At 72.2% G+C, this 25,788-nt stretch carries 24 protein-coding genes; 14 read left to right on the forward strand and 10 right to left on the reverse strand.

Annotated features, from left to right (window positions below):
* Positions 1–292: 292 nt before the first annotated feature.
* The 3 genes from ACZ501_RS10880 to ACZ501_RS10890 are packed head-to-tail and all read left to right on the forward strand — an operon-like array spanning position 293 to position 4,166.
* Positions 293–2,266 carry a LodA/GoxA family CTQ-dependent oxidase gene (locus tag ACZ501_RS10880; protein ID WP_468794136.1) on the forward strand — a complete coding sequence of 658 codons (1,974 nt, stop codon included), beginning with the start codon at positions 293–295 and terminating at the stop codon, positions 2,264–2,266.
* Positions 2,263–3,456, forward strand: a complete 1,194-nt coding sequence (locus tag ACZ501_RS10885) for a tryptophan 7-halogenase (protein ID WP_468794138.1) — start codon at positions 2,263–2,265, stop codon at positions 3,454–3,456. The genes ACZ501_RS10880 and ACZ501_RS10885 overlap by 4 nt, the downstream gene beginning before the upstream one ends.
* A complete protein-coding gene (locus ACZ501_RS10890) occupies positions 3,453–4,166 on the forward strand; it encodes a hypothetical protein (protein ID WP_361610045.1) in 714 nt (237 codons plus the stop codon). The genes ACZ501_RS10885 and ACZ501_RS10890 overlap by 4 nt, the downstream gene beginning before the upstream one ends.
* A gap of 199 nt (positions 4,167–4,365) precedes the next feature.
* On the opposite strand, the gene ACZ501_RS10895 is transcribed toward ACZ501_RS10890, so the two are convergent.
* The gene (locus tag ACZ501_RS10895) at positions 4,366–4,710 is read right to left on the reverse strand and encodes a hypothetical protein (RefSeq protein WP_361610044.1); all 345 of its coding nucleotides are present in this window, start codon (positions 4,708–4,710) and stop codon (positions 4,366–4,368) included.
* Positions 4,711–4,985: 275 nt separating this feature from the next.
* Here ACZ501_RS10895 and ACZ501_RS10900 point away from each other — a divergent pair, with 275 nt between their 5' ends.
* Complete coding sequence (locus ACZ501_RS10900) at positions 4,986–5,549, forward strand: dihydrofolate reductase family protein (RefSeq protein ID WP_361610043.1); 564 nt, start codon at positions 4,986–4,988, stop codon at positions 5,547–5,549.
* Positions 5,550–5,686: 137 nt separating this feature from the next.
* Positions 5,687–6,505, forward strand: a complete 819-nt coding sequence (locus tag ACZ501_RS10905; RefSeq protein ID WP_361610042.1) for a neutral zinc metallopeptidase — start codon at positions 5,687–5,689, stop codon at positions 6,503–6,505.
* A gap of 294 nt (positions 6,506–6,799) precedes the next feature.
* Here the strand turns inward: ACZ501_RS10905 and ACZ501_RS10910 are convergent, their stop codons facing one another.
* The 6 genes from ACZ501_RS10910 to ACZ501_RS10935 form a co-directional block, all read right to left on the reverse strand.
* Entirely contained in the window at positions 6,800–8,287 is a 1,488-nt protein-coding gene (locus ACZ501_RS10910) for a hypothetical protein (RefSeq protein WP_468794141.1), read from the reverse strand.
* An 80-nt stretch (positions 8,288–8,367) separates the two neighbouring features.
* Complete coding sequence (locus tag ACZ501_RS10915) at positions 8,368–9,642, reverse strand: pyroglutamyl peptidase (RefSeq protein WP_468794144.1); 1,275 nt, start codon at positions 9,640–9,642, stop codon at positions 8,368–8,370.
* A 58-nt stretch (positions 9,643–9,700) separates the two neighbouring features.
* A complete protein-coding gene (locus ACZ501_RS10920; protein WP_468794147.1) occupies positions 9,701–10,333 on the reverse strand; it encodes a hypothetical protein in 633 nt (210 codons plus the stop codon).
* Positions 10,334–10,508: 175 nt separating this feature from the next.
* Positions 10,509–10,742, reverse strand: coding sequence for a hypothetical protein (locus ACZ501_RS10925; protein ID WP_468794150.1), 234 nt, complete (start codon positions 10,740–10,742; stop codon positions 10,509–10,511).
* A gap of 288 nt (positions 10,743–11,030) precedes the next feature.
* Positions 11,031–11,600 (reverse strand): GNAT family N-acetyltransferase, encoded by a 570-nt coding sequence (locus tag ACZ501_RS10930; protein ID WP_468794153.1) that lies wholly within the window; start codon positions 11,598–11,600, stop codon positions 11,031–11,033.
* Positions 11,601–11,990: 390 nt separating this feature from the next.
* Positions 11,991–12,518: a hypothetical protein gene (locus tag ACZ501_RS10935; protein WP_468794156.1), complete on the reverse strand. Its 528-nt coding sequence runs from the start codon at positions 12,516–12,518 to the stop codon at positions 11,991–11,993.
* Between the two features lie 167 nt (positions 12,519–12,685).
* On the opposite strand from ACZ501_RS10935, the gene ACZ501_RS10940 reads away from it, so the two are divergent.
* Together ACZ501_RS10940 and ACZ501_RS10945 are read left to right on the forward strand one after the other, a co-directional pair.
* Entirely contained in the window at positions 12,686–13,351 is a 666-nt protein-coding gene (locus tag ACZ501_RS10940; protein WP_468794159.1) for a hypothetical protein, read from the forward strand.
* 97 nt (positions 13,352–13,448) lie between these two features.
* Entirely contained in the window at positions 13,449–13,796 is a 348-nt protein-coding gene (locus ACZ501_RS10945; protein WP_361607518.1) for a VOC family protein, read from the forward strand.
* Positions 13,797–13,925: 129 nt separating this feature from the next.
* On the opposite strand, the gene ACZ501_RS10950 is transcribed toward ACZ501_RS10945, so the two are convergent.
* Positions 13,926–14,987: a serine hydrolase domain-containing protein gene (locus tag ACZ501_RS10950; protein ID WP_468794162.1), complete on the reverse strand. Its 1,062-nt coding sequence runs from the start codon at positions 14,985–14,987 to the stop codon at positions 13,926–13,928.
* 390 nt (positions 14,988–15,377) lie between these two features.
* Here ACZ501_RS10950 and ACZ501_RS10955 point away from each other — a divergent pair, with 390 nt between their 5' ends.
* The 7 genes from ACZ501_RS10955 (at position 15,378) to ACZ501_RS10985 (ending at position 24,391) form a co-directional block, all read left to right on the forward strand.
* A complete protein-coding gene (locus ACZ501_RS10955) occupies positions 15,378–15,719 on the forward strand; it encodes a HopJ type III effector protein (RefSeq protein WP_468794165.1) in 342 nt (113 codons plus the stop codon).
* 515 nt (positions 15,720–16,234) lie between these two features.
* Positions 16,235–17,497: a phenylacetate--CoA ligase family protein gene (locus ACZ501_RS10960; protein ID WP_361607509.1), complete on the forward strand. Its 1,263-nt coding sequence runs from the start codon at positions 16,235–16,237 to the stop codon at positions 17,495–17,497.
* Positions 17,494–18,777: an MFS transporter gene (locus ACZ501_RS10965; RefSeq protein ID WP_468794168.1), complete on the forward strand. Its 1,284-nt coding sequence runs from the start codon at positions 17,494–17,496 to the stop codon at positions 18,775–18,777. Before ACZ501_RS10960 ends, ACZ501_RS10965 begins: the two co-directional genes overlap by 4 nt.
* Positions 18,774–19,922 (forward strand): GNAT family N-acetyltransferase, encoded by a 1,149-nt coding sequence (locus ACZ501_RS10970; protein ID WP_468794171.1) that lies wholly within the window; start codon positions 18,774–18,776, stop codon positions 19,920–19,922. The genes ACZ501_RS10965 and ACZ501_RS10970 overlap by 4 nt, the downstream gene beginning before the upstream one ends.
* Entirely contained in the window at positions 19,919–21,067 is a 1,149-nt protein-coding gene (locus tag ACZ501_RS10975) for a LuxE/PaaK family acyltransferase (RefSeq protein ID WP_468794174.1), read from the forward strand. Before ACZ501_RS10970 ends, ACZ501_RS10975 begins: the two co-directional genes overlap by 4 nt.
* A complete protein-coding gene (locus ACZ501_RS10980) occupies positions 21,064–23,622 on the forward strand; it encodes an acyl-CoA reductase (RefSeq protein WP_468794177.1) in 2,559 nt (852 codons plus the stop codon). Before ACZ501_RS10975 ends, ACZ501_RS10980 begins: the two co-directional genes overlap by 4 nt.
* A gap of 217 nt (positions 23,623–23,839) precedes the next feature.
* On the forward strand, positions 23,840–24,391 hold the full coding sequence (locus ACZ501_RS10985; RefSeq protein WP_468794180.1) for a hypothetical protein: 552 nt from the start codon (positions 23,840–23,842) through the stop codon (positions 24,389–24,391).
* Positions 24,392–24,500: 109 nt separating this feature from the next.
* Here the strand turns inward: ACZ501_RS10985 and ACZ501_RS10990 are convergent, their stop codons facing one another.
* Both ACZ501_RS10990 and ACZ501_RS10995 read right to left on the reverse strand, forming a co-directional pair.
* Positions 24,501–24,848 (reverse strand): hypothetical protein, encoded by a 348-nt coding sequence (locus tag ACZ501_RS10990; RefSeq protein ID WP_361609940.1) that lies wholly within the window; start codon positions 24,846–24,848, stop codon positions 24,501–24,503.
* Positions 24,849–24,964: 116 nt separating this feature from the next.
* Positions 24,965–25,585, reverse strand: coding sequence for a hypothetical protein (locus ACZ501_RS10995; RefSeq protein WP_361609939.1), 621 nt, complete (start codon positions 25,583–25,585; stop codon positions 24,965–24,967).
* Positions 25,586–25,788 lie beyond the last annotated feature (203 nt).

Raw genomic sequence — 25,788 nt, forward strand, 5'->3', positions numbered from 1 at the left:
GTACCGGGGCGGGCGGGGGGCCGCTACTACATGGTCAACGAGCAGGCCCCGCAAAGGGCATGCCCACCGACCCCGTCACCGATCGAGACCGCCTGGGCGCCGCCCAGGACAACGCCACGAGCGCCGGGCACCGGCTTCGTGGCCGACCGTCCCACCACCGCCCGGACGAGCTCGTTGCCGAGCTCCTCGCGAAGAGGGAGACCGGCTCCGTCTTCCTGACCATCCGCCGACCCGCAGGAGCGGCAGCACGCCCCTGCGGCCTGCGCTCTCTCGGAAGGAACCCGCAACCACCATGAGTGACGACATCGCCTACGCGAAGATCCACCCCGCGATCGGAGTGGCCCGGGTGGGCAACAGCACCCGCGACGACGGCTGGTACTACGGCCCCGAGACACCGGACCCGGACCCGATGCCGGCCGGCTCCCTCAAGGACGAAACCGGCGCCTTCAAGCGCCAGGCCGCCCGCTTCCGCCTCTACGGCTACGACAGCACCGGCAAGGTCGTACGCGAACTCACGAACGACAACACCTCCATCGAGTGGGGCGTCCACGTCGCGAACCAGAAGGCCGCCTGGTACGAGTTCAGCCTCGCCCTCGACATCCCCGACATGCAGGGCCGCAGCACGCCGAGGCGCAACAAGGGCATCGACCGCAGGAGCCTCGTCATCGACCCCGGCCGCAAGACCCTGCGCGCCGGCACCGGCCAGAGCGTGGAGTTCACCGGCGGCGCCTTCCAGGGCATCGCCGTCCCGCTGGGCCGGATGCACACCGACGAGAGCGGCAGGCTCGTGGTGCTCGGCGGCTCCGGCCGGTCCGCCGCGAAGAACAACGAGCCACTGCACTCGTTCGGCAACAACGACGGCTGGTACGACGACATCTCGGACGGCCCGGTCACCGCCACCGTCACCCTGGGCGGCCGCCCCATCGAGGTCAAGCCCGCCTGGGTCGTGGTGGGTCCGCCCAACTACGCACCGGACATCAAGACCGTACGCACCGTCTACGACCTGCTCCTCGACGTCTTCGTCGGCACGGGCCAACTGCCCCGGCCCGCCGAGGTTTCCTTCGAGCGTGACATCGCGCCCCTTCTGGAGCGTTTCAGCCACCTGCAGTGGGTCAACAAGGGCTTCGCCACCCACTTCGGCTGCGACGGCCCGCAGGACTTCACCACCACCGAACTGCAGCGCCGCCTCTCCGAGCCAGGCACCACCTACCGCGAGCTGCGCCGCCAGGTGTACACCGCCATGCGCGACTACGAGCGGGACGGGCTGGCGCCGATGACCTGGCCGTGGTTCTACGGCGACGGCATGGCGAGCCGCCCCAAGTCACCACGGCAGTACATGACCCTGTCGTCCCTCCAGATGGACATGCTGCTCAGGTGGTCCAGGGGCGACTTCGTCGACACCCCCGGGCCCGGCGTCCCGCGCCGCTTGGAGGAGGCGCCCCTGGCAGAGCAGCCCGGGCTCCTGGACCGCGCCGCCCTCGACTTCTGCCTCGCCGACGCCTTCCACCCCGGTTGCGAGGTGACCTGGCCGATCCGGCACGCGACGATGTTCGCCGAACCGTTCCGCATCCTGCACCGCCCCGAGGGGCAGGCGGAGCCCGACTACGGCGAGGAGCTCACTCCCGAGAAGGCGCTGGCCGCCGACGGCCCCCTGCGCGCCCAGGGCCCGGGCGGCCTGACCCGGTGGATGGCCATCCCCTGGCAGACGGACACCGCCAGCTGCCGCTCGGGCTACGAGTCCACCGCCGGCCTGGGCGCCCGGTACGACCCCCACCTGCCGACCTTCTGGCCCGCCCGGGTGCCCAACCACGTGCTGACCGAGCGCGACTTCCGGATCGTCAACAAGGAGGGCGGCCTCACACCCTCGGAGGACGAGCGCGCGGCGGCGTTCGCCAACCGGGCCTCCTGGCTGCGGGGCCTGCGCGGCACCTACAAGGAGCAGTTGAAGCAGGCCGCCGCGGAGTGGCACCGCTTCGGCGTCGTGGAGACCCGCCGCTACACCGTCGGCGACAACCGGTATCCGCCGCGCTTCCAGGTCGAGTCCGTGCCCGGCTTCAACCTCGAGGGGGTGCCGGACGAGCGGAACCTGGTCACCCTTCACGTAGCCCAGACCGCCAGCGACACCACCCGGGACACGGCGCGGACCGACCTCGCCGAGGACCTCGGCATCGCCCCCGAGAACATCGCCGTCGGCTACGTCGACAAGCTCGACCCCTTCGGGGAGGACGCCGCCAACGGCACCGGCAGCCCTCAGGGCTCCTCGTGACGGCGGGCCCCACCGGTCACCGGGGGGCGGCGGCGCCCGCGTACGACGTGGTGGTCGCCGGCGGCGGCCCGGCCGGCGCCGCCACCGCCCTGGCCCTGCGCCGCGCCGGCCGCACCGTCCTGCTCGCCGACGCCGCCACGGGACCGCCGCCCCTCGGGGAGGCGCTCCCGGCCGCCGCCCGGGCCCTCCTCCGCGACCTCGGCACGCAGGACGTCCTCGACGTGCGCCACCACCTGCCCTGCTACGCGAACCTGTCGGCCTGGGGCTCGGACGACCTCGCCGCCCAGGACAGCGTCCTCGACCCGCACGGTCACGGCTGGCACCTGGACCGCGGCCGCTTCGACCGGGAGCTGCGCGAGCGCGCCCGCCTCCTCGGCACCGACGTGGCCGAACGCACCACGGCCCGTCCCGCCGGCCGCTCCGGCGAGGGCACCTGGACGGTGGAGCTGCGCGGCCCCCGCGAGCGCCGCACCGTGCGCTGCCGCTGGCTGGTCGACGCCACCGGCCGCCGAGCGGCCCTGGCCACCGCGGCCGGCGCCCGCCGGGTGGTCCACGACCGGCTCGTCGCGCTCTGCCTGACGCTGCCCCCGTCCACCACACCGGCGCCGGACGCCTCCACCCTCGTGGAGGCCGCCCCGGACGGCTGGTGGTACACGGCGCTGCTGCCCGCCGGCCACCGGCTGCTCGCCCGGTACACCGACGCGGACCTGCCGGCCCCCCGGACGGGCGGCGCCGGCCTGCGCGCCGACGTGGCCCGTACCCGCCACACCGGCGCCCGGGTGGCCGCGCACCCGTGGTCGGCCGCCGCCGTACGGCGCGCGCCCGCCCACACCGTCCGCCTGGACGCCGTTCACGGTGACGGGTGGGTCGCCGCCGGCGACGCCGCCGCCGCCTTCGACCCGCTGTCGTCGCAGGGCATCCTCACCGCCCTGTACACCGGCATGCGGGCCGGCCAGGCGGTCCACGGTCACCTCGGCGGCGACCGCACCGCCCTCAGCCGCTACGCCGCCGAACTCGACACGATCACCGCCACCCACCTGCGCAACCGGCGCACCTACTACGGCCTCGAACACCGATGGCCCCGGCACGCCTTCTGGCGCCGCCGCCACACCGCCGGCCCGACGGATCCCGCCGACGGCCGACAGAACACCCGACCCCGCCCCATCCCACCCCGAGGAGTGCCCGCATGACCACCACCGACGCCACCACCTCGTCCGACGCCGCCGCCCACGGCCACCGGTTCCTGCTCATCGGCACCGGCACGATCTTCGCCTACCACCTCCCGCTCTACCACGTCGCCGTCCACGCCTTCCAGATGATCACCAAGTTCGGCCTGGACGGGAGCCTGCGGAAGAAGTACCTCAACGACCTCGGGAACCACGAGGACCGGCGCGTGTACTACTCCCTGTTCTCCGAGGGCCACTGGCCCCTCAAGGAGATCGTCGACGGCAGCCGTGACTCGCTGCCCGTGGTACTCGAGCGCGTGACCGTCGACAGCACCGGCGCTCGCACCTTCACCAAGATCCTCGACGAGACGACCGCCACCTGCCGCAAGCAGGACGTCGTCCACTACAAGCCCCTCGACGCCACCGACTACCCCGACCACCTCACCTGCCTCGCCTTCGGCGAGGGGTCCGAGGTCCACCTCGCCCACCAGCTCGCCGCCTCCCCGAACTGGGACGAGGTCATCACCACCACCCAGCCCACCGGCTTCGAGCAGAGCGACCTCGAACACGCCACCGCCGTCACCATTCCCGCAGTCAAGGACCCGAAGGGAGTCGTCAAGACGAGCCCCCTGGTCACGGGCAAGCCCTACGAAGGCCTGATCGGGACCCGCGAGGTCACCTTCACCGCCGGGCGCCAGGGCTGGTGGAACCACACCAGCCTCAACAACAAGTAGCCCGGCGACTGGTCGTCATCAGCACCCTGAAGCGGCGGGCCACCGCGCCCGTCTGAGACACGGCCCCGCCGGCCTGGAGCCGACGGGGCCGCTCCCACAGCCGGCGGCCCGTGCTCCGAGCGCCGACGCGTGCTCCCGCGCCCGCCGTGCCGCCCGGTACCGCAGACGTGCCCCGTCGGATTCCCCTTTCGGGACGCCCCTAGCTTCGACGCAGGCGCAGGCGCCGGGCCAGGAGGGTCAGGCGCGCGTGGCGCCGGCTCCTCGGCGAACGGGGCGCGACCGGGGTGCGCCCGTCCTCTCTTTGTCGGCGGTGCCACGGGCCGTCGGGCGACAGCGCGGGCGCCTGACGTTCCGCTTGTGCCCGGATCTCGTGGTGGGCCTCGTACGAGGTCACCCGGTACGCCTCCTCCCACGAGGCCAACGCCGCGCCGATAGCCGCGCCGGAACTCCCGCGGGCCCGCACACGCCGCGCCAGCGCTGTCAGGCCGAGCACTATGGCGCCCAGCCCACCGAAGATCGCCAGGAGCGGCAGCACGTCGTCCATGCACCAACCCTACGCAACCCGCCATCCCTCTGCGATCGTTGCGATCGCACCCCTGCCCGGGGCACGCCCCGCGTGCAGCGGCCCAGCCGGACCAGCGGTGCTCACAGCAGTGCAGTCCCGGGCACGGGCGGCCGGCATGGGCGGCATGGAGCAGCGTGTCTGCGGGGCCGGGAGACACAGCAGAGCCAAGGTGTTCTGGCGCGCGTCACCGACGGCGGAGCTGGGCGCAGTCCGTCGGCTGTACGCGTGGGACCGACTCACGGAAGGATGGCGTCATGCGGAAACTGATCTACGGCATGAACCTGAGCCTGGACGGCTACATCGCCGCGCCCGGCGACGACATCGGCTGGAGCGTGCCGAGCGACGAGCTCTTCCAGTTCTGGTCGGACCAGTTGCAGGCGACCGACCTGACGCTGTACGGGCGCAAGCTGTGGCAGACGATGAGCTCCTACTGGCCGACCGGCGACCAGCAGCCCGACGCCACCTCGGCGGAGATCGAGTTCGCGCGCCGCTGGCGGGACATGTCGAAGGTGGTGTTCTCCTCGACGATCGACGAGGTCGACTGGAACACCCGCCTGGTCACCGGCGACGCGGTCGCCGAGATCACCCGTCTCAAGGCCGAGGAGGGCGGCCCGATGGACATCGGCGGCGCGACGCTCGCCGGAGCGGCCATGCGGGCCGGGCTGATTGACGAGTACGTACTGGCCACCGCGCCGGTCCTGGTGGGCGGCGGCACGCCGTTCTTCACCGCGCTGGACAGCTGGGTGAACCTGAAGCTGGTGGAGACCCGGACGCTTCCCTGCGGCGTGATCCTGACCAGGTACGAGACGAGGCGCTGAACGCCCGGCCCCTCACGAAGCCCCCGACCGTCCCGGGCGTGCGACCGCCTGGTGAGACGGCACAACTCCTGTCCTGGGTTGCCCTCGGCCCGGGCCGGGCGCACGGTGGAGACGAGGTCAAATGTCGGGAGATCGTCATGCGGCACCGCATCCGGCTTGTCGGCTTGTGCTCGGGGCTTCTCACCGCACTGCTCGTCACGGGCGTTGCGCCGGTGCCGCCGCCCACACCCACCGCCCCGGCGGAGCACGCGCAGGACATTCCCACCGGTACGCCCGAGGGGATGGCCGAGTACCTGGACTTCTCCTTCGGCAACGTCGCCCTCTACTGGGCGGAGCACTTCAAGGAGATCGGCCTGAAGGCACCCTCCGCCTTCTACACCGTCCCGATGGCCGGCGAGAGCTACCGCAGTGCCTGCTCCGCGGAACCGGTCACCTCCAACACGCAGGACATCTTCTACTGCCCGGCGGACCGCTACACCAACAAGGAAGGGGTCGTGTTCACCGGCGGGGTCTTCTTCCCGTTCGGCGCCGCGGCGAAGCTGCGCGCCGAGAACGGCGACTTCGCGGTGGCCGCCGTCCTGGCCCATGAGTACGGCCACGAAGTCCAGCACGCCTACATGGAGCAGCGAGGGTGGCGGGACATCGTGCTGATGAACAACGATCGGCCGGTCCTCGACCAGCAGGGCCATGCCTTCCCGGTGAAGGAGTCCGAGCTGATCGCGGACTGCTTCAGCGGTGCCTGGAGCAGGCACGCCGAGCAGCAGGGGTATGTCGACAAGGCCGATCTGAACGCTGCCGTCAATGCCCTGGTGTCGGCCGCAGACAGCGTGGTCGGTGGCGCCCAGCACCCGCACGGGAGCAAGTACGAGCGGACCACGGCCTATGGTCTGGGCTTCGAGCAGGGCGACCCGGAGCGGTGCGTGCGGCAGTACTGGTCCAGTGAGATCTTCGACTGACGCCAAGAGCGCGACTCGGGGCAGCCCCCGTCAGCCGGGACCAGACCGCCGCCATCGCATGGGCGGCACGCACTCCTCGCCCGCTGTGGTCGGCAACTCATCTCGGGGCGGTTGGCGGTGGTGGGAGCTCGTCCGCGAACGGGACGAGCGGGCCCGGCCAGGTGGCGGTGAACGGCGCACCTCCTTCGCTACGGCCCTCATCCGACCTCAGGGCCCCTGACCGGCCGCGGACCCGCTCGGCATTCAGGGTGATCGGTCAAAGGTTCCGTAACCCTTCCCGAGGAGCGGTCGGTCTCAGGCCGGGTCCAGTTCCGGATCGCGGGTTTCGTGGATCTCCCAGCCGTCCGCCCGGTCGGAGAGTGCCGCCCGACGCCGTGTCAGGAACACGCAGGACGCCACGGCCACGACCGCGGCGAGTACGGCCGCGCCCCACGCGGCGCCCCAGGACATCGGCACCGTCAGCACGAGGACGACGAGACCGTAGGAAAGCAGCATGCCGATGAACCAGGGCCAGTGAGCGCCCGCCACAACGGCGCTGGGCGCGGGGGAGAGTACCGTGCGGCGCTCCGCGTCGGGCTGCACCGGGGCGGCCGGGACGAGGACCTGCTGGAAGTCCTCGCGGGCCATCTTCAGCCACGCCACCTCACCCTCGTCGGTGACGAAGACGACGGGCTGATCGCTCCTGATCAGACGCCAGTTCCGGGCACCGCACAGCCAGCCCGGCCGTGCTCCCATGCGCGCCGCGATGAGGGCAAGGGCGGAGGGCTCGACGTCCTGGTTGCCGACCAGCACCTCGGAACCATCCTCCAGCTCGATGCGCAGCTGGTGGTCCGACGTCACGCGGACCGTGCCGTCCACGGAGCCGAGCGAGATGTGGTCGGCTCGCCGGGCCGCGGTGATCCGTGCGCGGACGGCGGGCAGTGGCGCCCCGCCGGCCGCGTCGTCACGAAGGGTTCGGGCGGCTGCGTCGACCGGCCGGAGCGGGATCAGCTTCATGGCCAGGACGAACAGCAGGAGTCCCCCGGGAATGATGGCGAACACGGTGCCGTAGGCCGGCAGGGAGAACGCGAGCAGAGAGTCCGTCCTCGCGTAACGGCCGAGGTTGCCCGAGTAGTCCACCACGCCACCGAGTTCGGGCGCGGTCGGGGCGTACAACACCTGGTGGGACTGGCCGGAAACCCCATAGGCCTGACGCCCGAAGTGTCCGTTCACCACCTCCACCCGCCGCTTGCCGGCGCCGTCCCGGGTACGGAGGGGGACTTCAACCGTTACGTCACCGCTGTACATCGGGTACTTGGGATCGTCCTTGACCAGCCGGTGAGTCGCGACGACGCTGCCCTCGGCTACCTCGGCCCCGGCTTTCTGTATCGCCGCGATCCGCCTCAGGTCATCGCCATCCGGACGGGTGGCCAGCTCGGTCACCACGGACACGGCGGGCAGGAGCACCAGCAAGCCCAGCAGCCACTGAAGGATCTCGAACCGGCTGAACCGGTCCCAAGGCAGCCGCGTGGGCGGCGCCGGCACCGGCTCGACCTGCCGCCGCGAAGCGGCCCGGACCGGCCGGGAACCCGACCACGCCCACCCGGCGGTCAGGGCCAAGGCCACCGCCCCGAGTGCGACGACGTCCGGCCGGTACACCGACATGCCCGCACCGAGCAGCAGCCTCCACACGGCCAACACCGCGCACAGCAGTGCGCCCCCACCGAAGTACCTGGTCATCCAGGTGTTCCGCCCCATGGTCCGGAACTTAGCAACTCCGTCGGGGGTGCTGCCGGTGGGCATCCCCTCTCCGCGGTCCGGCACCCGGATCCGTTCACCTGCCGGACGTCGGCGGGAGCGTCACACGATCCGTCGGGCACTGACTAGCGGGGTACGGCGGCGTGTTGGAGGACGGTGCGGACCTCGGCGGTGATCGCGTGCTCGTTGCGTTCGAACTCGGGGCCGGTCAGCAGTCGGGGGTCGGCGGGCAGGCCGGTGAGTACGGGGGTGTGGAGGTGGCCACCGGGCAGGTGCGGGGCGAGTTCGGTGCGCAGCCGGTTGGAGCGGTAGGCGACCTCGTTGGAGAGGTAGCCGCCACCGCCGCCGGCCACGGCGCGCGAGCCGGGTGTCGGGCCGTCGGTCCGGTCGACGGGGGTGGTGGCGCCTGCCGGGATCTCGGTCACGTCGGGGTTGAGGAGGACCGGGTACGGGGTCTGGACGGCGGTGGTCACGGTGTCGGCGGGCAGCGTGGTGCGGATGAACTCCGGGCCCGGGCCGAGGGCGGGGGCCGTCACCGGGTGCTCGCGGGTGCCGCCGGAGAGGGCGCGGGCGTTGTCGGGGTACGGGTCGGCGGACCGCGCCCGCCCCGCCCAGTCCTCCAGGGTGAAGATGCCGGGGTAGCCCTGGCTGACGGTGGTGATGATGTCGGCCGGGGCGGGTCCGGCGGCCAGGCGGGGGGCGAACGCCCGCTCCACGATGCCGGCGTCGAAGTCGGCGTACCGCACGGGCAGGACGACGGCGCGGATCTCGGCCTGGCTGCCGTCGGCGAGGGTCACGCGCATTCCGTTGAGCTGGAGGGCGGCGGATCCCGAGGGGTTGGCGCGGCGGATCTCCGCGTCGAGCCCGAAGGGGTCGAAGCCGCTGATGAAGACGCGTCGTACGCCGGGCGCGGCCCGGAAGGCGTTGTCGGTGAGGCCGCGGGAGGCGTCTTCGAAGCGGGCGCGGAGCGCCGCCCGGTCGACGGTGAAGGCCGGCTGCCAGCGGGCGAGTGCGGCCGTCATGGAGAGCCGTGCCCAGTACAGGGGGCGGTCGTCGCCGGGGGCGAGGTCGCCGCCGGGCCGCTGCCCTTGGGCGCGCCGTACGGAGGCCTGCCAGAGGGCCTGGCCCCAGGAGTCGAGGAGCCGTTCGGCATCGGCGGGGGTGCGTGTCGCGCACAGGGCGGCGGGGAAGCGCCGTACGAAGTCCGCGAACCCGGCTCGCTCGACCAGGGCGGTGGTGCGGGTGTCCGCGAGGCGTGCCTGTTCGGCGTCGAGCGGTACGGAGGCCGGGGGGTGGCAGGCGGGGGTGGCGTCGGCGGCGTGCGCGGGCGAGGCGAGGGTCACGGGGAGGACGGTGACGAGGAGGGCGGCGGCCGAGGCCGCACGGCGTAAGAGCAACATGCGATGTGACATTACATAGCGGCTTTCACCCCCACCAGGCCCATCTGCGACATGCCCGTCAGGGCCGCAGGCCCGCGCGTCTGAGTGTGATCTCGGACAGGGCCGTGACGACTTCCCGGTCGCCGCGACGCCAGGCGTCCGCGAGACCGCCCGGCGGGGCGGGGATCGCACGGATGTCGCCCGGCGGGCCGGTGAGGGCGCGCAGCGCGAGGAGGTCGGCGCCTCCGGGTGCGTCGGACAGGCTGCGGACGGCGGCGCTGCGACGGATCCAGCGCAGGCGCAGGGGCAGCCACACCAGGAGTACGAAGGCTGCGGGGAGGACGATCAGGACGACTGCGGTCAGGGTGGCCAACTGGCTGACGGCGTCCTGCAGGGACCGTCCGGCGTCGGCGAGCCCGGTGCCGGCGTCGGCCGCGGACTGGAACGGCTTCTCCAGGAGGCCGCCGACCAGCGGCACGTCCGAGGCCTTTTCACCGGCGTCGCCGAGGGCGCCGGCGAAGCCTTCGCCGGCGCCCTCCACCTTCCGTCCCGGCTCGGCCAACTGCATGATCGCGTCGTGGACGGCCAACGCGAACCACACCGCGCCGGCGATCACGACCACGGCGATCAGGTCCGCGAGGATCTGGCGGTTCCGCCGTGCTGGGGTCTGGGCGTAGAGAAGCATCGACTGCTCCGCTCCTGTTCCGGTCACGCGTGGAGGGGCCGGCCCCGGCGGCCGACGCAGGGTGTGCGGTGCCGGCCGCCGGGGCCGGTCCGTTGCTCGACCGTACGTCGGCACCGGCCCTCCCGCCGGTGTTGACGGGTAAACGTCCGCGCCCCGTTGCCGGGTCGGCGCAGCAGCGGTGGCCGCCGGTGGGCGCACCCGGTCAGGAGGCGGCGCAGGCGTAGTGGTCGGTGTATGCCTGGAGGTGGGGAGGGAGCGGGCTCTCGGCGTCGGCGGAGTTCGCATGCATCCACAGTTCGTTCTCCATGACGAAGCGGTACGCGAACTCCTCGAAGGTGTCGGCGCACCGCATCAGCGAGGAGGCCACCGCGGCACGGACCTCCTCGGAAGGGGCGGCCGTGACGGTGGTTGCGGGCCCGGAAACGGAAACGGACATGGGGAACCCTTCGGTTGGTGGCCGGTTCAGCGGTAGGCCCGCATCCTCGCGCCCGCCACTGACAACGGCCGGCCGGACACCGGCAGGCGATGGCGTGTGAGGAACCACAGCAGGAGCACGAGGCCGTGCGGGCGAACGGGACCGCGGGCCCACGAGGGGCGCGCTCGTCCGCGCGCGTACGCGCCGGCGGCGGGGGCGGGCCCGCACCGGCCCCGCCGCCTGGCTGCTGACCGTTACGGTCACACCGGGCGACGGCTCCGGCCTCGTCGGCAGCTGTCTGCCGGCGGCTCAGCGGCAGGGCATGCTCATGTAGAGCGCCTGCTCACCCTCGGATTCGGTGGCGTGGTAGAGCGTGGTGTCCAGGCCGCAGAAGGCAAAGCCCATCCGGCGGTAGGCGTGGACGGCCGGGGCGTTGACGTTGCTCACTTCCAACCAGAGGTGGCCGGCGCCGCGTTCGCGGGCGAAGTCCACCGCGAGGTCCATCAGCGCACGGCCGACACCCCGGCCCCGGTGCTTCGGGGCGACCTCGATGTCCTCGACGGTCAGGCGCCGGTTCCACGATGAGTAGGACACGGCGGCGAAGCCGGCGAGACCGCCGTCGGCAGCGACGGCCACGAAGGTACGGCTGTCGGCATCCTCGTCCTCCGCCTCGTCGTCCTCGGCACTGCCGTCGTCCTCGGGGAACACCTTGACCAGCGGCGGATCCACCGGGACCTCGCGGAGGGCGAAGCCGTCGTCGGTCAAGGCCACTTCGAAGACGGTGTCGGTGGTGAAGGATCCGTCAAGGGACTCGATGGCCCCGGTGTCCTCGGGGCGGGCGGTACGGAACTGGTACGTCGTGTCCTGGGTCATGGTCATGACCCGAGGCTATGACCGGCCTGCCCTGGTGAGCGCGGGTTTCGGCCGGATGGGTGACTCGGCCGCCGCCGGAGCCGCCGCGGCCTTCCCCACGGCGCCGTGCTCGGGGGGCGGCTCACCGCGGCCCGGCCGCACCGCCTGACCCGCCCATGAGAACCAGCCCGGCAGCCTCTTCCCAGCGGACGCCAGTGCCGGCGGCGGGCCGGCTCCGGTGGGTCGCGTCGTGGAAGGCCGAGCCGTCGGCAGGGGCGGGGTCTGAAGGCTCTGGTACCGGGCCGGTGCTGCCGCCTGTCGGTCCGTGCGGTCCAGGACGGGCATCAGCTGCCGCGCGTGCGGGCCGCCCCAGCGGCGCGGGGCGGCGGGCATCGCCCGCTTCGCGTGCCTGCGGCGCTACTCGGCCCCCGTCTTCTCCAGCTCGGCGAGCCGGGCAAGGATGCGCCTCGGCAATTCCGCAGCCGTGAGCCGGAACGGGCTCCACCGGTCCTTGGAATCCGGCTTCATCGACGCCGAGAACCGGAAGCGGCCTTTGCTGTTGGGCTCCGTCACCATCTCTCCGAACGTCCCGCTCGGTATCAGCCAGGCCGTCATGATGGCCCCCCGCTCGACGTCCACGGCGACGAACAGCATGTCCAGGTCGGTTCGCGGCTGAAACGTCTGCGACCGTACGAAGGCCGTCAGCCTGCCCTGCTGAACCTGCGTCCCGGTGGACATCCTCGCCTTCACCTGTACCGCCAGGGTCGCGGAGCTCCCGCGGCGATGGAAGACGAGGTCCACGCCCTCGTCGTCCACGAGCGAAGTGGAAACGTTCAACTCGCCGCCCGTGGCGAGGATGGACGAGGCCGCGACCAGGTATTCCGCGGCCTTGCCCATGCGTGCGGCCGCTGGGCTCTTGTCCAGGTAGTCCTCGTCGTCACTCATGACGGGAATCCATCGAGCGCCGACTCACGGTGCGCATCCCTCAGGAAAACGGCCCGGATCGACAGGTTCGGAAAGGGCAGCCCTTGATCACGGAGTCCCGCTCCCTTTACGTGCCCGTGCCGTCGCGGTTACCTGAAGGCACGCGTACGAGCCACGGGGGGGCGGGCATGGCGGGCTGGCAAGGGGGATGGAGGCGCGGGCTGTGGCGGACTGCGCTGGCGGTGGCCGCGCCGCCGCTGGCCGCGGCCCTGGCGTTCGGGGTGGCCTGGGAGTCGGCGTACGGGCCGCTGGGCACCTGGGAGTTCTTCCTCGGCGGGCTGCTGCTCCCGCTGGCCCTGCTCGGCTGGCACGCCGCCCGCGCCGCGCGGCGCGGGGCCTCGCTCATCTCGCTGTCCGCCCTCCCGGCCGGCTTCGGCGCCTTCTTCGCGCTCGTGTCCGTGGGGCACAGTGCGCTGGAGGACCGGGGCGTCGAGATCAGCTGCGTCGTGCTGGAGGTCGGCAAGCACACCCGGACGGAGTCCTCCACGGACGCCCAAGGGCACTGGACCTCCACGACCCGCACCTTGTACGACCACCACCTGGACTGCCCCGCGGGCGGCCCGGAGCACCTGGACATCCCCTCGCGGCTCGCGGAGGAGGGCGAGTCGCTGGCGGTGCTGCGCGACCCGCAGGGCAAGGTCTCCCCGCGGGCTGCCGGGGACGCCCATGGCTGGGGCCTGCGCACCGCGGCCGCGGTGACGGTCGGAGCGGCGGTGCTGCTGGGGCTGGCCGGCGGGATCCGGGAGGCGTACGAGAAGCGGCGCCGAAGGCCGCGACGCCCGACACGGCGGTGAGACACCCCGCTCGGCCACCTCGCGGAGTGCGACGGTCGGTGTGATGCAGTACTCCTGGAAACCGTCAACGCCGGTCTGTTGTCCCCGGGAGTCACCGATGGCCGTTCGCCGTGTCGTACCCAATGTCCACTCGCAAGCCCCGCGGGAAAGCCGGGAGTTCTACGGCCTGCTCGGATTCGAGGAGGTGATGAACCACGGCTGGATCATGACGCTCGCGGCCCCGTCCAGTCCGACGGCGCAGATCAGCTTCATGGCCGGCGACAAGACCGCACCCGTCGCTCCCGACATGAGCGTCGAAGTGGACGACGTGGACGCGGCCTACGCGGCCGTGCGGGAGAGCGGCGCGGAGATCGTTCACCCCCTGCAGGACGAGGAGTGGGGGGTACGCCGGTTCTTCGTCCGTGACCCCAACGGCCTGGTGGTCAACGTGCTCGGCCACCGCTGACGGGCCTCAGGGCCTCGGCGCGGCCGGTCGCAGCCGGCCGCATCGCCGTCGGCCGGAGGGGTGGCGATGCGCTGGACCCCGGTGGAGGGACGCGCGGCCCTCTGCGAGGTCGGGCGACAAGGTCGACGGCTATGAGGCGCCGCGCGCGCAGACCCGGCCCTGGAGGGTGCGGAGCAGGTCGAAGGCGGCGGCGTCGACGCCGCGCTGGGTGTTGCTCAGGACGATGACGGCCGTGCCGGTCTCGGGGTCGAAGCCGGTGAAGGAGGAGAAGCCTCCCGTCCCTCCGTTGTGCCAGATCTGGAGGTGGGCGCCCTGGCAGGGGTGGAGGCGGTGGGCGGTCCAACCGAGGTGCATCCAGGTGAAGCGGGTGCTGCGGTGCTCGACCTGCCGGGAGAGGCGGATCGCCTCCGCGAGCTCGGCGGGGCCGCCGTCCAGCTGGGCCCGTACGTAGGCCACCAGGTCGGTCGCGGACGACCACAGCCCGCCCGCCCCCGCGAGGTCCGCCAGGTTCCACGGCGGGGTGGGGCGCCTCTTCCTGTCGTGGCCCTGGGCGAGCCGGCCGGGCCGGGTGGCGTGGGCCGCCACCAGGGTGTCGGACATGCCGAGCGGGGCACACACCTGTGAGCCGACCAGTTCCCCGTACGTGGTGCCGGCGCGGCGGGCGAGGGCCAGCCCGAGGAGTCCGGCTCCGAGGTTGGAGTAGTGCATCCGGCGGCCCGGAGCCGAGCGCAGGCGGGTGCGGGCCAGCCCGGACAGCAACGCGTCGGCGGTGCAGTCGGCGTACGGGTCCGGAGTGCGGGGGCGCAGCAGGGCCCGGAGCATCATGCCCTTGGGCAGCCGGGGCAGGCCGGAGGTGTGGGTGGCCAGGTGCCGCAGGGTGATCTCCTGCCCGTCCCGCGATGGTACGGCCGTGCCGTCGGGGAGGAGCCGGGCCAGCGGCTCGTCGAGCTCCACCGCGCCCGTGTCCGCCATCCGGGCGAGGGTCAGCGCGGTGAAGGTCTTGGTCACCGAGCCGATCTCGAACAGCGTGTCCGCGCCCGGGGTCCCGCTGCCGGTCCCACCGGCGGATCCCGCACCTGCGAACCCCACGTGCCCGTCGGCGACGGCGGCGACCACGACACCGACGTGCTGTCGGGCGAGCCGCTCGGCGGTCGCGAAGGTGAGCGAATCGATTTCCTGAGCCCAGTCCATGCCTGAATCATCCCGGCGGGCGATCAACCGCCGACAGCGCCCGCAAGATGATTCCCGGCCGCCGCCGGTGCGACTTGAGGAGGAGCAGGTCCGATACGAAAGTGACTAGCCACTCGTGAGGCCGGCGGGCGCGCATGCTTCAGGCGAGGTCGGTGGGGTTCGCGAAGGTGTGGGGTCGGCAACCGAGCCGCTCCAGGGGCGCGGCAACGCAGCGCGTGGCCTTTTCCCCGCCGCGTACGGGCCAGAGGGCGAGGCGGCTGCGGCTGCACGGCGGCCGGCTCCGCCGTCGCCGGATGGCCGGTCGAGCAAGATCGTGTCGCGAGCACCAGGGGGTAATGTCGTCCGGTCACAGACGGCAATCGGATCGTCTGTCAACCCGAGGGAAACGACATGACCGACCTGCACTCGTTCCGGGCAAGCCTCGCGTCAGGTGAGCACGAGTTCGCCGACACCTTGGCCTTCATCGCCGCGCATTACGAGTACCAGCCGCAGGCCTTCCGCAATGGGGAGCTGGAGAATGCCGCGGGTGAGAACGAGGGTTCCTGCAAGACGCTCGGACTGGCCCTGCTGGAAGGGCTGAGCGACCAGGAAGCGCTGCTGGCATTCGGTGAGCACTATCGCAGCGTGCTCGCGACGCCGAACGACACTGATCACGGCAACATCCGCAACCTCATGGCCCACGGCCTGGCAGGGGTGCACTTCGCCGGGCAGCCGTTGACCCGCAAGAGCTGAACAACGACGGATACGGCAGTCGGGGGGACGCCGGCCTTTTCGGCTGATCGGGGCCGCCGTCCAGGTCGGGATCAGACAAAGCGCCGCGGCCGAGAGCCGGGGCGCCGCGCCGTTCGGCAGCGGTCGCGGCAGCCGCGAGCCAGGCGGAACGGGGCCGGCGGGTGGCCGTGTCGGGCACCACCACACCGCCGGGCCGGCCCTCCCTCCTCCCACGGACAGCGTCCTGGTGCAGCACGCGGGTGAGCCGTTCCGGACACCCGACCACGTGGACCCTCTCGGCCACCTCTGGAAAATTCCGGCGGATTTGGCCGCCCTGGCCGAAAATCCTTGCCCAGTTTGGTGACATGGGCACTGATGTTTCATCATTGTGACTGCGCGTCATGTTTTGGCGCGCATCGAGGAGGCGGGGTGCCGGGGGGCCCTCGTTCACACCGGCCGGGCCGGCAGGAGAGTTCGCGCTCTCCACGCGCCCCGCCCGTGACTCCCGTTCCATTTCCGTCACCAGGCAAAGGCTCATGTCCGCCCAGCAACTTTCGGACCTCATACGTTTCGCCCGTCACAACTCGCCCTTCTACCAAGAGCTTTACGCGTCCCTGCCGCCCAACGCCGACCACCTCACCGACCTGCCGGTGGTCGACCAGCGAGCGTTCTGGGCAGCCAACACCCTTCACGACAGCCGCGTGCTGACCGGTCCGCTCAGCGAGGCCACGGTCTACAAGACCGGCGGCACCACCGGGTCCCCCAAGTTCTCCGTCTACACACGTGACGAGTGGCGCACGTTCGTCACCGCCTTCGGCCAGGGACTAGTGGACACGGGCCTGCGCCCGGGACACCGCGTCGCGGACCTCTTCTACGCCGGGGAGCTGTACGCCAGCTTCCTCTTCGTCCTCGACTCGCTCACCCACGCGCCCGTGGACAACGTCCGCCTGCCCATCGGCGGCGGCGCGCCGCTGGAGTCGACGCTCCCCACGCTGCGCGATCTCGCCGCGCAGGTGCTGGCCGGAACACCGACCACCCTGTGCCGGCTCGCCGAGCAGGCCGTGTCGTCCGGTGTCCGGCTCGACTCGGTGGAGCTGCTCCTCTTCGGCGGCGAGGCCCTCTTCGACGACCAGCGGCGCCTGCTGGCCACCGCGTTCCCCCGCGCCGAGGCACGTTCCGTCGGGTACGCCAGCGTCGACGCGGGCCTCCTCGGCCGCCCCGTGCCCGGCTCCGACGCCCGGGTGCACCGCGCCTTCACGCCGTACTCCGTCGTCGAGATCCTCGACGACTCCACCGATGAGCCGATCACGGAACCGGGCCGGCCCGGCCGGGTCGTCGTCACCAGCCTCTTCCGCCGCCTCATGCCGATCATCCGCTACCCCGCGGGCGACCGCGCCGAGTGGACCGGCGGCGGGCCCGGGTACTTCCGGATACTCGGCCGCGCCGAGGAGGGCGTACGGGTGGGTCCCGTCTCCCTCTACACCCAGGACGCCCAGGACGCCGTGGCCGCGGCGGACACCGCGGGGCACGTGGTCGGCATGCAGCTCGTCGTCCGCCGCTGGGAAGGCCGCGACGGGCTCGTCCTGCGGCTGGCGACGGCCCCCGGCGAGCACGGCCGGAAGGAACTGGCCGACTCAGTCGTAGCGAAGCTGGAAAACGTCCGGCCGCTCTATCCGGACAGTGTGCGCGCCGGATTCGTGCACCCGCTGTCCGTGGAGTGGGTGCGCCACCGCGACCTCGCCGTCAACCCGCGCTCGGGCAAGCTCGTCCGGGTCCTCGACGAGAGGCCGACCGCATGAGCGCCTCGTCCGTGGCCGAGACCGGCACGGCGGCCGGGGCCAACCGGCGGCGCGCTCCGCTTGTGCTGCGCAACCGCGCCTTCGGCGCCGTGTGGCTCGGCCAGATACTCACCCAGGCCGCCGCACGGATGTTCCAGGTCGGCGTGTCCTGGTGGATCGTCGCCTACGCCGTGCACGACACGCGGGGGCTCGCCTCCGGGCTGTTCATGGCGGCCTGCACGCTGCCCGCCGTGGCGCTGGCGCCCGTGGTGGCCGCAGCGGTCGCCCGGTTCGCGCACCGTTCGGTGCTGCGCACCGCCGCCGCCCTGGCCGGGGGCGCCTCGGGTGTCCTCGCGCTGTGGGCGTACGGCGGTGGCCTGCCGCTCGCCACCGTGTACGCCGCCGGTCTCGCCCTGGCGACCTGCCAGGCGTTCTTCGACCCCTGCCTGACCACCTCGGTGCCCGAACTCGTCGACGACGCCGACATCGAGACCGCCACCGGCTTCGAGCTGTCCACCCAGTCCCTGGCCGGCCTCGGTGGAGCGCTGCTCGGCGCCCTCACCGTCGACCGGACCGGCGTGGCGGGGCTGGCTACCGGCTGCGCGGCCGCCTACCTCGGCGCCGCCCTCCTCGTCGCGAGCGCCCGCTTCCGTACCGTCGTGCCGGGCCTCGGAGCCGGCGCGTCGGGGGCGCCCCAGCGGCGTACGCTGCGCCGCATCCTCGCGGAACTTCCTTACGTGCGGCGGATCCTGATCTGCTTCACCGCGGCGAACCTCTTCACCACCGCCGTGTTCGTCGTCATCCCCCTCTACACCCGCTCGGTCCTCGCGGGCGGGGGTGGCACCGTGGCCCTGCTGGAGGCCTCCCTGGGCACCGGCGCGCTGGTCGGCGCCTTCACCGGCACCCGCGTGCCGGGACGCCCCACGGCCGTCGGCGCCTGCTGCCTGGGCCTGATGGCCCTCGCCCTCGCGCTGCCGGGGCTGTTCGCGGACCGTGTGGTCATCGCGGGCTGCCTGGCCGTCGCCGGCTGGTGTGCCGGGGCCGTCAGCGTCCGCTTCGTGGCGCTCTTCCAGCGCCTGGTGCCGCCGGCCGACAAGCCCGGCTTCTTCGCCGTGATGCAGGCCGTGCTCGGCGCCTCCCTGCCGGTGGCGTCCTTGGCGTTCGGCTTCGCCGGCGACTTCCTCTCCCCACGGACGCTGTGCCTGGTGCAGGGCGCCGGGCTGGTTCCCGCGGCCTGCGCGCTGGCCCTGCTGCGGTCCCCCGCGCCGGCCGCGGCGGAACCCGCTGGAGGCGAGCGGTGAACCCCCTCATCACGCCCGCCGCCCGCTCGGACATCGCCGAACTGCGCCAGCTCTACTACGCCGTCTACGGACCGCACTACCCGGTGGCTCTGGGCACCGATCCGGCCGAGATGGCCCGGCTCATCGAGGACCCGTACTCCCTGTGGCTGGTCGGCCGCTGCGCCGAGACCGGGGCCCTGACCGCGTCCGCCGCCATCCACGGTGAGGCGGGCAGCCGCATCGGCCGCCTGGAGGGCATCGCCGTGCACCCCGAGCACCGCTCGGCGGGCCTGGCCGCCGCCCTGACCGAGGCCCTGTGCGCGGGCATGCTGGACACGGGACGGCTGGACTCGGTGTACGCGACCGTGCGCACCGTCAGCGCCGGTCCGCAACGCGTCGTCGCCCGCAACGGCTTCCGCCCGCTGGGCATCCTGCCCAACGCGGTGGACCTCCGCAGCCGTGAAAGCCTCGCACTCTACGCGCGTCACTCGGTCGGGGTGCTGGATCGCCGGATTCCCGTCACCGAAGTGCCCGCCCCGCTCCTGCCGCTGCTGCGCACCGCCGAGGCCGCGCTGGGCATCGGCTACCCCGGGGTGCGGGCCGTCACCGTCCCGCACCCTGCGCCGCCGTCGGCCCAAGGTGCCGGCGACCGGCTGGAGATGATCGAGGCGCCGGCCTTCGTACGGCGCCGCTTCCGCGAGCGGTTCCCGAGCGCCGAGGGCTGGTTCTACCCGCTGCACACGCCGAACGTGCTGCTCACTCCCGAAGACGGGCGTTTCGAGGTCTACGCCTACCTCAACCGCGCCGGCGGGTACGGCTCCCTGCTGACCGTCCACCCCGACCCGGCCGCCGCGGCCGCGTGCCTCGAGCCCGTCACCCGGGCCCTGGCCCGCGCGGGCGCGGGCTACGTCGAGGCCCTGGTGCCGCTCGCGCACCAGGAGGTCCTCTCGGCGTTCCTGGCCGAGGGGTTCGTCGCCGGGGCCGTCTACCCGGCGATGCGCGCGGACGACGACGGCTTCCACGACTACGCCGTCCTGTCCCGTTCCAGCGAGCGCATCGACTTCCGCGGCGTCGCCGTCGAACCGCCCCTCCAGCCCTATCTGGACTGCTACGTGTCGGCCTGGGCGTCGACGCACCTGCCCACATCATCAGAGGTCGCCCCATGAACCCCCATCTCGCGCCGGTCTCCGTTCCCGACCCGGCCCTCCTGCCGCACGTACAGCAGCTGTGCGACCTGACCGACCCGTACGCCTGCGGGCCCGCGGAGGACGAGCTGTTCGCCGCCGCCATGGCGGAGACCAACGCCTGGCACGTCGAGCGCTCCCCGTTCTTCCGCTCCCTGTACGGGGCCACTCCCCCGGCGTCGCCGTACCGGACGCCGCTCGTCCACGCGAACTTCTTCAAGCGGCACGAGGTGCTCTCCATCCCGCGCGAGGACGTGGAGCTGCACCTGACCTCCTCCGGCACCACCGGTCAGAAGTCACAGATGTTCTTCGACCAGTGGACCATCCGCTCCGCCCAGCGGATGGTCGCCCGGATCTTCGAGCGCAACGGCTGGATCACCCCCGACCAGGAGGTCAACTACCTCCTCTACAGCTACGAGCCGGCTCCCTCGCTCAGCCTGGGGACCGCCTTCACCGACAACTACCTGTGCGATTTCGCCCCGGCGCGCAGCGTCGAGTACGCACTGCGCAACACCGGCGGCGACCACGAGTTCGACCCCTTCGGCTGCATCGCCGCCCTGCGCCGCTTCGAGCGGGAGGACGCCCCGGTCCGCATCCTCGGCTTCCCGGCCTTCCTCTTCTTCACCCTGGAGCGGATGCGGGCCATGGGGCTGCCTCCGCTGCGCCTGCCCGAGGGGTCCCTCGTCGTCCTCGGCGGCGGCTGGAAGGGCCATGCGGACCGGCGCATCGGCAAGGAGGAGCTGTACGCCCGCGTCACCGAGCAGCTCGGCGTCCCGGGCGAGCGCATCCGGGACACCTTCGGGTCGGTGGAGCACTGCATCCCGTACATCGAGTGCGACCACCACCGGCTGCACGCCCCCGTGTGGTCCCGGGTGACGATCCGCTCCACGCGCACGCTGGAGCCCCTGCCCTACGGGGAGCGGGGCTACCTGCACCTCGTGTCGCCGTACATCACCTCGGTGCCGGCGCAGAGCGTGGTCATGGGCGACCTCGCCTCCCTCCAGCCGGGCGACGCCTGCGGGTGCGAGCTGGAGACCCCCTGGTTCACCGTCCACGGCCGTGCCGGGGTGAGCCGCAACCGCAGCTGCGCGGTGGCCGCAGCGGAACTGATGAAGGGCATGGCGTGACCGTGACGAAGACCATGACCGGTGCCGCGGACGAGCAGCACGACGGCGGCGCCGCGCACCACTACTGGCAGGGTGCCTTCATCGGCGACGAGGAGGCCGGTCGCCGGCTCGCCGGCCTGCCGGCCGCCGTGGAGGCCGCGCTGGCCACGGTGCTGGAGACCGAGACCGTGCTGGCCGCCTGCGACGCCCTCGCCATCGCCCTGTGCGACCCGGCCCACCCGGTACGCGCCCGGCTCGCCGCGCACCTGCCCACGGGAGAGGACCCGGCCGTCCTGGCCGAGCTGGGTGCCCTGCTGGGTCGGCGGGAGCTGACCCGCAAGCTGCGCCGGGAACTCGGCGGTGCGACGCCCGGCCGGCTGAACCGGGCCGATCCTCGGGAGACGGTCTACGAGGCGTGGGCGCCCGTCGGCCTGGTCGCCCACATCGCCCCCGGCAACGCCTCGACGGTCGCGCCGCTGAGCATCGTCGAGGGGCTGCTCGCCGGGAACGTCAACATCCTCAAGACCAGCAGCGCCGACACGCTCCTCACCCAGCACCTGATGGCCGAGCTCGCGGCCCTCGATCCCAGCGGCGCGCTGGCCGCGCGGGTCGTCGTCCTGCGCTTCCCGTCCTCCCGGCAGGAGTGGCTGCGCCTGATGTGCGCGCCCGCGGACGCCGTCGCCGTATGGGGCGGGGAAGGCGCCGTCGAAGGGGTGGCGGCGCATGTGCCGGCCGGCTGCCGGCTGGTGGAGTGGGGGCACCGGATCTCCTTCGCGTACCTGACGGGCGACGCCTGGTCGGACGCCGGGACGCTCGACGCCCTCGCGGACGACGTGTGCCTCCATGAACAGCAGGCGTGTTCCAGCCCCCAGGTCGTCTACCTCGACACGGAGGACGAGGGGGAGGTGTTCGCCTTCGCCGAGCGTTTCGCCGCGGTCCTCGCGGCCCGCCCGCCTGCCGCGAGCGCCGCTCCGGCGGGCGGACCGGACCCCGCCGAGGCCGCCGAGCTGACCACCACCGAGCTGGTGGCCCGGCTGGAGGAACACCTCGGCCTGACCCGGGTGTTCGCCGCGCCCGACGGCTCGTGGCGGGTCATGGCCGACACCCGGTCGCCGCTCACGGCCTCGCCGCTGCACCGCAGCGTGTGGGTCAAGCCGCTGCCCCGCAAGCGGCTGATCGCCACCCTGCGCCCGATGCGCCGCTACCTGCAGACGGCGGGGCTCGCGGGCAGCCCGTCCGACATCGCCGAGCTCTCCCGTACCGCCCTGGCCGCGGGCGTCACCCGCGTGACGCCGGTCGGCGCCATGCTGGAGAGCTACGCGGGCGAGCCGCACGACGGCGTCTACGCCCTCCAGCGCTACAGCCGCCGCGTCGCGGTCCAGGCCGACCCGGCCGCCTTCGCCACCACCGCCTGCCTCGACGACCTGGTCCGGCCCGTCGAACTCCCCCTGCCCACAGGCCCGCTGCTGGGCAAGGGGGACGTGCAGGGACCGGCCCGGGAGCTCGCCCGGGCCGATGCCGAGCTCTACTTCCGCAGCGGCGGCAGCACGGGCGCTCCCGCCCTGTCGGTCTTCAGTTACGACGACTACGACACCCAGATGCACGCCGCCGCCCGCGGCCTGCTCGCCGCCGGCTACGACCCGGTCGGGGACCGCACCGCCAACCTCTTCTACTGCGGCGGCATGTACGGCAGCTTCATCAGCTTCTTCTCCGTACTGGAACGGCTGGGCGGGGTGCAGCTCCCGCTGTCCGCGGGACCGGACCACCGGGCCACGGCCGAGGCCCTCATCGAGCATGGGGCCGACACCCTCTTCGGCATGCCCTCGTACCTCTGGCAGCTGCTGCACGCGGAGGCGGACGCGCTGCGTGCGTACGGAGGCCTGCGGAAGGTCTTCTACGGCGGCGAGCACTTCACGCAGGAGCAACTGCGCACGCTGAGCGAGGAGTTCGGAATCGAGGCCGTCCGCTCGATCACCTACGGCAGCACCGACCTGGGGCCGCTGGGCTACCAGTGCACGGAGAGCGTAGGCGGCGTCCACCACCTGCACGCCGATCTCCACACGATGGAGATCGTGGACCTGGCCGAGGACCGGCCGGTGGCCCCGGGCGAGACGGGCCGGCTGGTCTTCACGACGCACGCCCGGCGCGGCCAGAACCTGGGCCGTTACCTGATAGGCGACCTCGGCCGGGAGATCCCCGGCCGCTGCCCCTGCGGCCGGCACGCGCCCCGCTTCGAGCTGAGGGGGCGCACCGGTGACGTGATGCGGGTGGCGACGTACTTCCTCAACTACCGCCGCTTCGTGGCCCTGGCCGGGGAACAGGGCGGCCACCGGGGCGAGTTGCAGATCCGGCTCGACGGGACGGACGCGCGCGAGCGGTTGACCGTACGGGTGGAGCAGGCGCCGACGACGGACGCGGAGCGACTGCGGGAGGTCTTCCTGTCCGGCTACCCGGAGCTCCGCTCGGCGGTGGCGGAGCAGCTGCTGGACCTGGTGGTCGAGGCGGTGGACGGCGCGTCGCTGGACCGCAGCCCGACCAGCGGCAAGCTCCTCGCGGTGGTGGACGCACGCCGCTAGGACGCGGCCGCGCCTGCTGTCACGGTGTCCCCCTCCGGCCTCGGTCCGACGACCAGGGCCGGAGGGCGGCAGGGGGCCGCAGGCGCGGCCAACAGCCGGTCAGATCAATCCGGTTGCAACACCACTTAGTCTTGCGATCATGGCCTTGCGACCCGATGAGTTCTACGACCACGCACGTGCAGCCGCGGATGACGAGCTTCGGCTTCCGCTGGCAAGGATGACCGGATGGGACATCAGTCCCTTCGAGGCGGACGGCCTACGCGTCTCCGCGCTCCGCCCGCCCGTTCTGCCCGAGCGGCCGCGGCACGGCGAAGATCCGGCGGACTGCGACGAGTGCGCCTCCCGCGACGAGGGCATCTGGCTCAACGACCGCTGGCGGCTGAGCCGGATACCGGGCGTCGGCGTGCCGCTGGTGCTGATGCTGTACCCCCGCGACCACTACGACATGGCCGATCTGCCGGACGACCTGGCCGCCGAGCTGGGCGTGCTCACCACTCACATCGTCCGCCACGTGCAGGCACTGCCGCACATCTCCCGAGCCCACGTCTACCGGATCGGGGACGGGGCCGCGCACCTGCACGTGTGGTTCTTCGCCCGGCCCGAGGGGCAGACGCAGCTGTACGGGTCGTGGCTGCCCGTCTGGGACGACCTCCTGCCCGAATACCCGGCTGATGTAGCCGACGCGGACGCAAGTGCCGTCGCCGATGCCCTGATCGCCTCCCACGGAGGCAGCCGCCCGACCGACACCGGCAGGCAGCTGGACCACTGACGGCCACGGGCCAAACGGAAGGCCGACGGCCTGTTTCCCGTGTCTCACGAGAAATGGGTCCTGCTCCCCGCCTATTCCGGCGGGGAGCAGGACCCATCGAGCGCCACCGTCAAGAGGAAACGGCGATGATCTGCCAGGCGACCATTCCTGTGGCTCCGGGAGCCGCCGTGACATCCATCGGCGATTCCTCCGCCGAATTCCGCACGTCGTGGCTCATGGATATTCCGTCACACGGAAGGGACTGCGGCGTCTTTTCGCCGATGACCACCTTTACGGTTCCCGTGCCGACACAGGCCAGGGAAACCTTGTACGCCTTGCCCTTTTCGAGCGAAGGCCTGCTGTGTGCGCCGTCCGACACCCGCTCCAGGCCGGACTCCACGAACTTCGGATCGTCGGGAGAGATCGACTCCAGCGCGCCCTTGGCACGGTTTCCCCGGGCTTCCTCCGTCTCCCCCACAGGCGACCTGGGCGACGACGTGTCCGACGGTGTCGCGTTCGCGCTGCTGCACGCCGCGGCCAGGAGGGACGTGAGAGCGAGGGCAACGGCTACGGCCAGCGGCCTGCGCCGAGCTGTCACGAGCTCGTCTCCCAGTAGTTCCACCCGACCTCGGAGGTGGGCAGCTTCGCCGTCCCGCTCTTGATGAGCTTCTTGCCGCACCGATCCGCGCTGGTCTCGTACTTGGCCCACTTCACGGAGTAGCCCCAGGAGCCGTACTGCAGGTGGCCGTACTTTCCGCTGGTCACGTTCCTGCGGAACTCGTGACCCACCGTGATCCCGGCCTCGGTGCCGATCTTCGCCGAGATGGAGACCTTGGCCTTGGCGACGATGCCGCTCACCTCGACCTCACCGCCCGCGCTGACCTCCCGGAGGACCTTCCCCGACCGCTCCACCCTGACCACCATGGTGCCTCCCGGACCGTCCTTGAAGGACGTGCCGCCGAACTTGGCCGGCATGTGGACGGCGGTCTTCGAGGGGATCTCGTACCAGGTGCGGCGAGGGTTGTCGCACGCCGTCGTGCCGGCCTCCCCGTTGGTCGACGTCTCCGGCAGCTGCGCCAGCGAGTCGTCCTCGGGAGCGGCCTCCTCCACGAGCTCCACCGCAGGGGCCACCGGCTCCGCCGCATAAGCGGGGGCCGCCAATCCGCTCAGCAGCGCCAAAGCGACGACCGGGCCGGCGGTGTTACGTACCGTCAAACGCATATTTCCCCCAGATGCGAAACTTTCCTGAGGCCGCCTCAGGTCAACGAGGTGGCCTTGTGCGACGACCGTAACCGCGTTCGCGGGAAAACGGGGAAGTCGAGCTTTCTTCTGAGCAAGAATTGAGGAAGATCGACGACGGTCGCGCTCAACTACCGTTCCACTGTGTGTACTTACCCGCACGTAAGGCCTCACCGCCT

This window comes from Streptomyces sp. NPDC034085, from assembly GCF_055575555.1.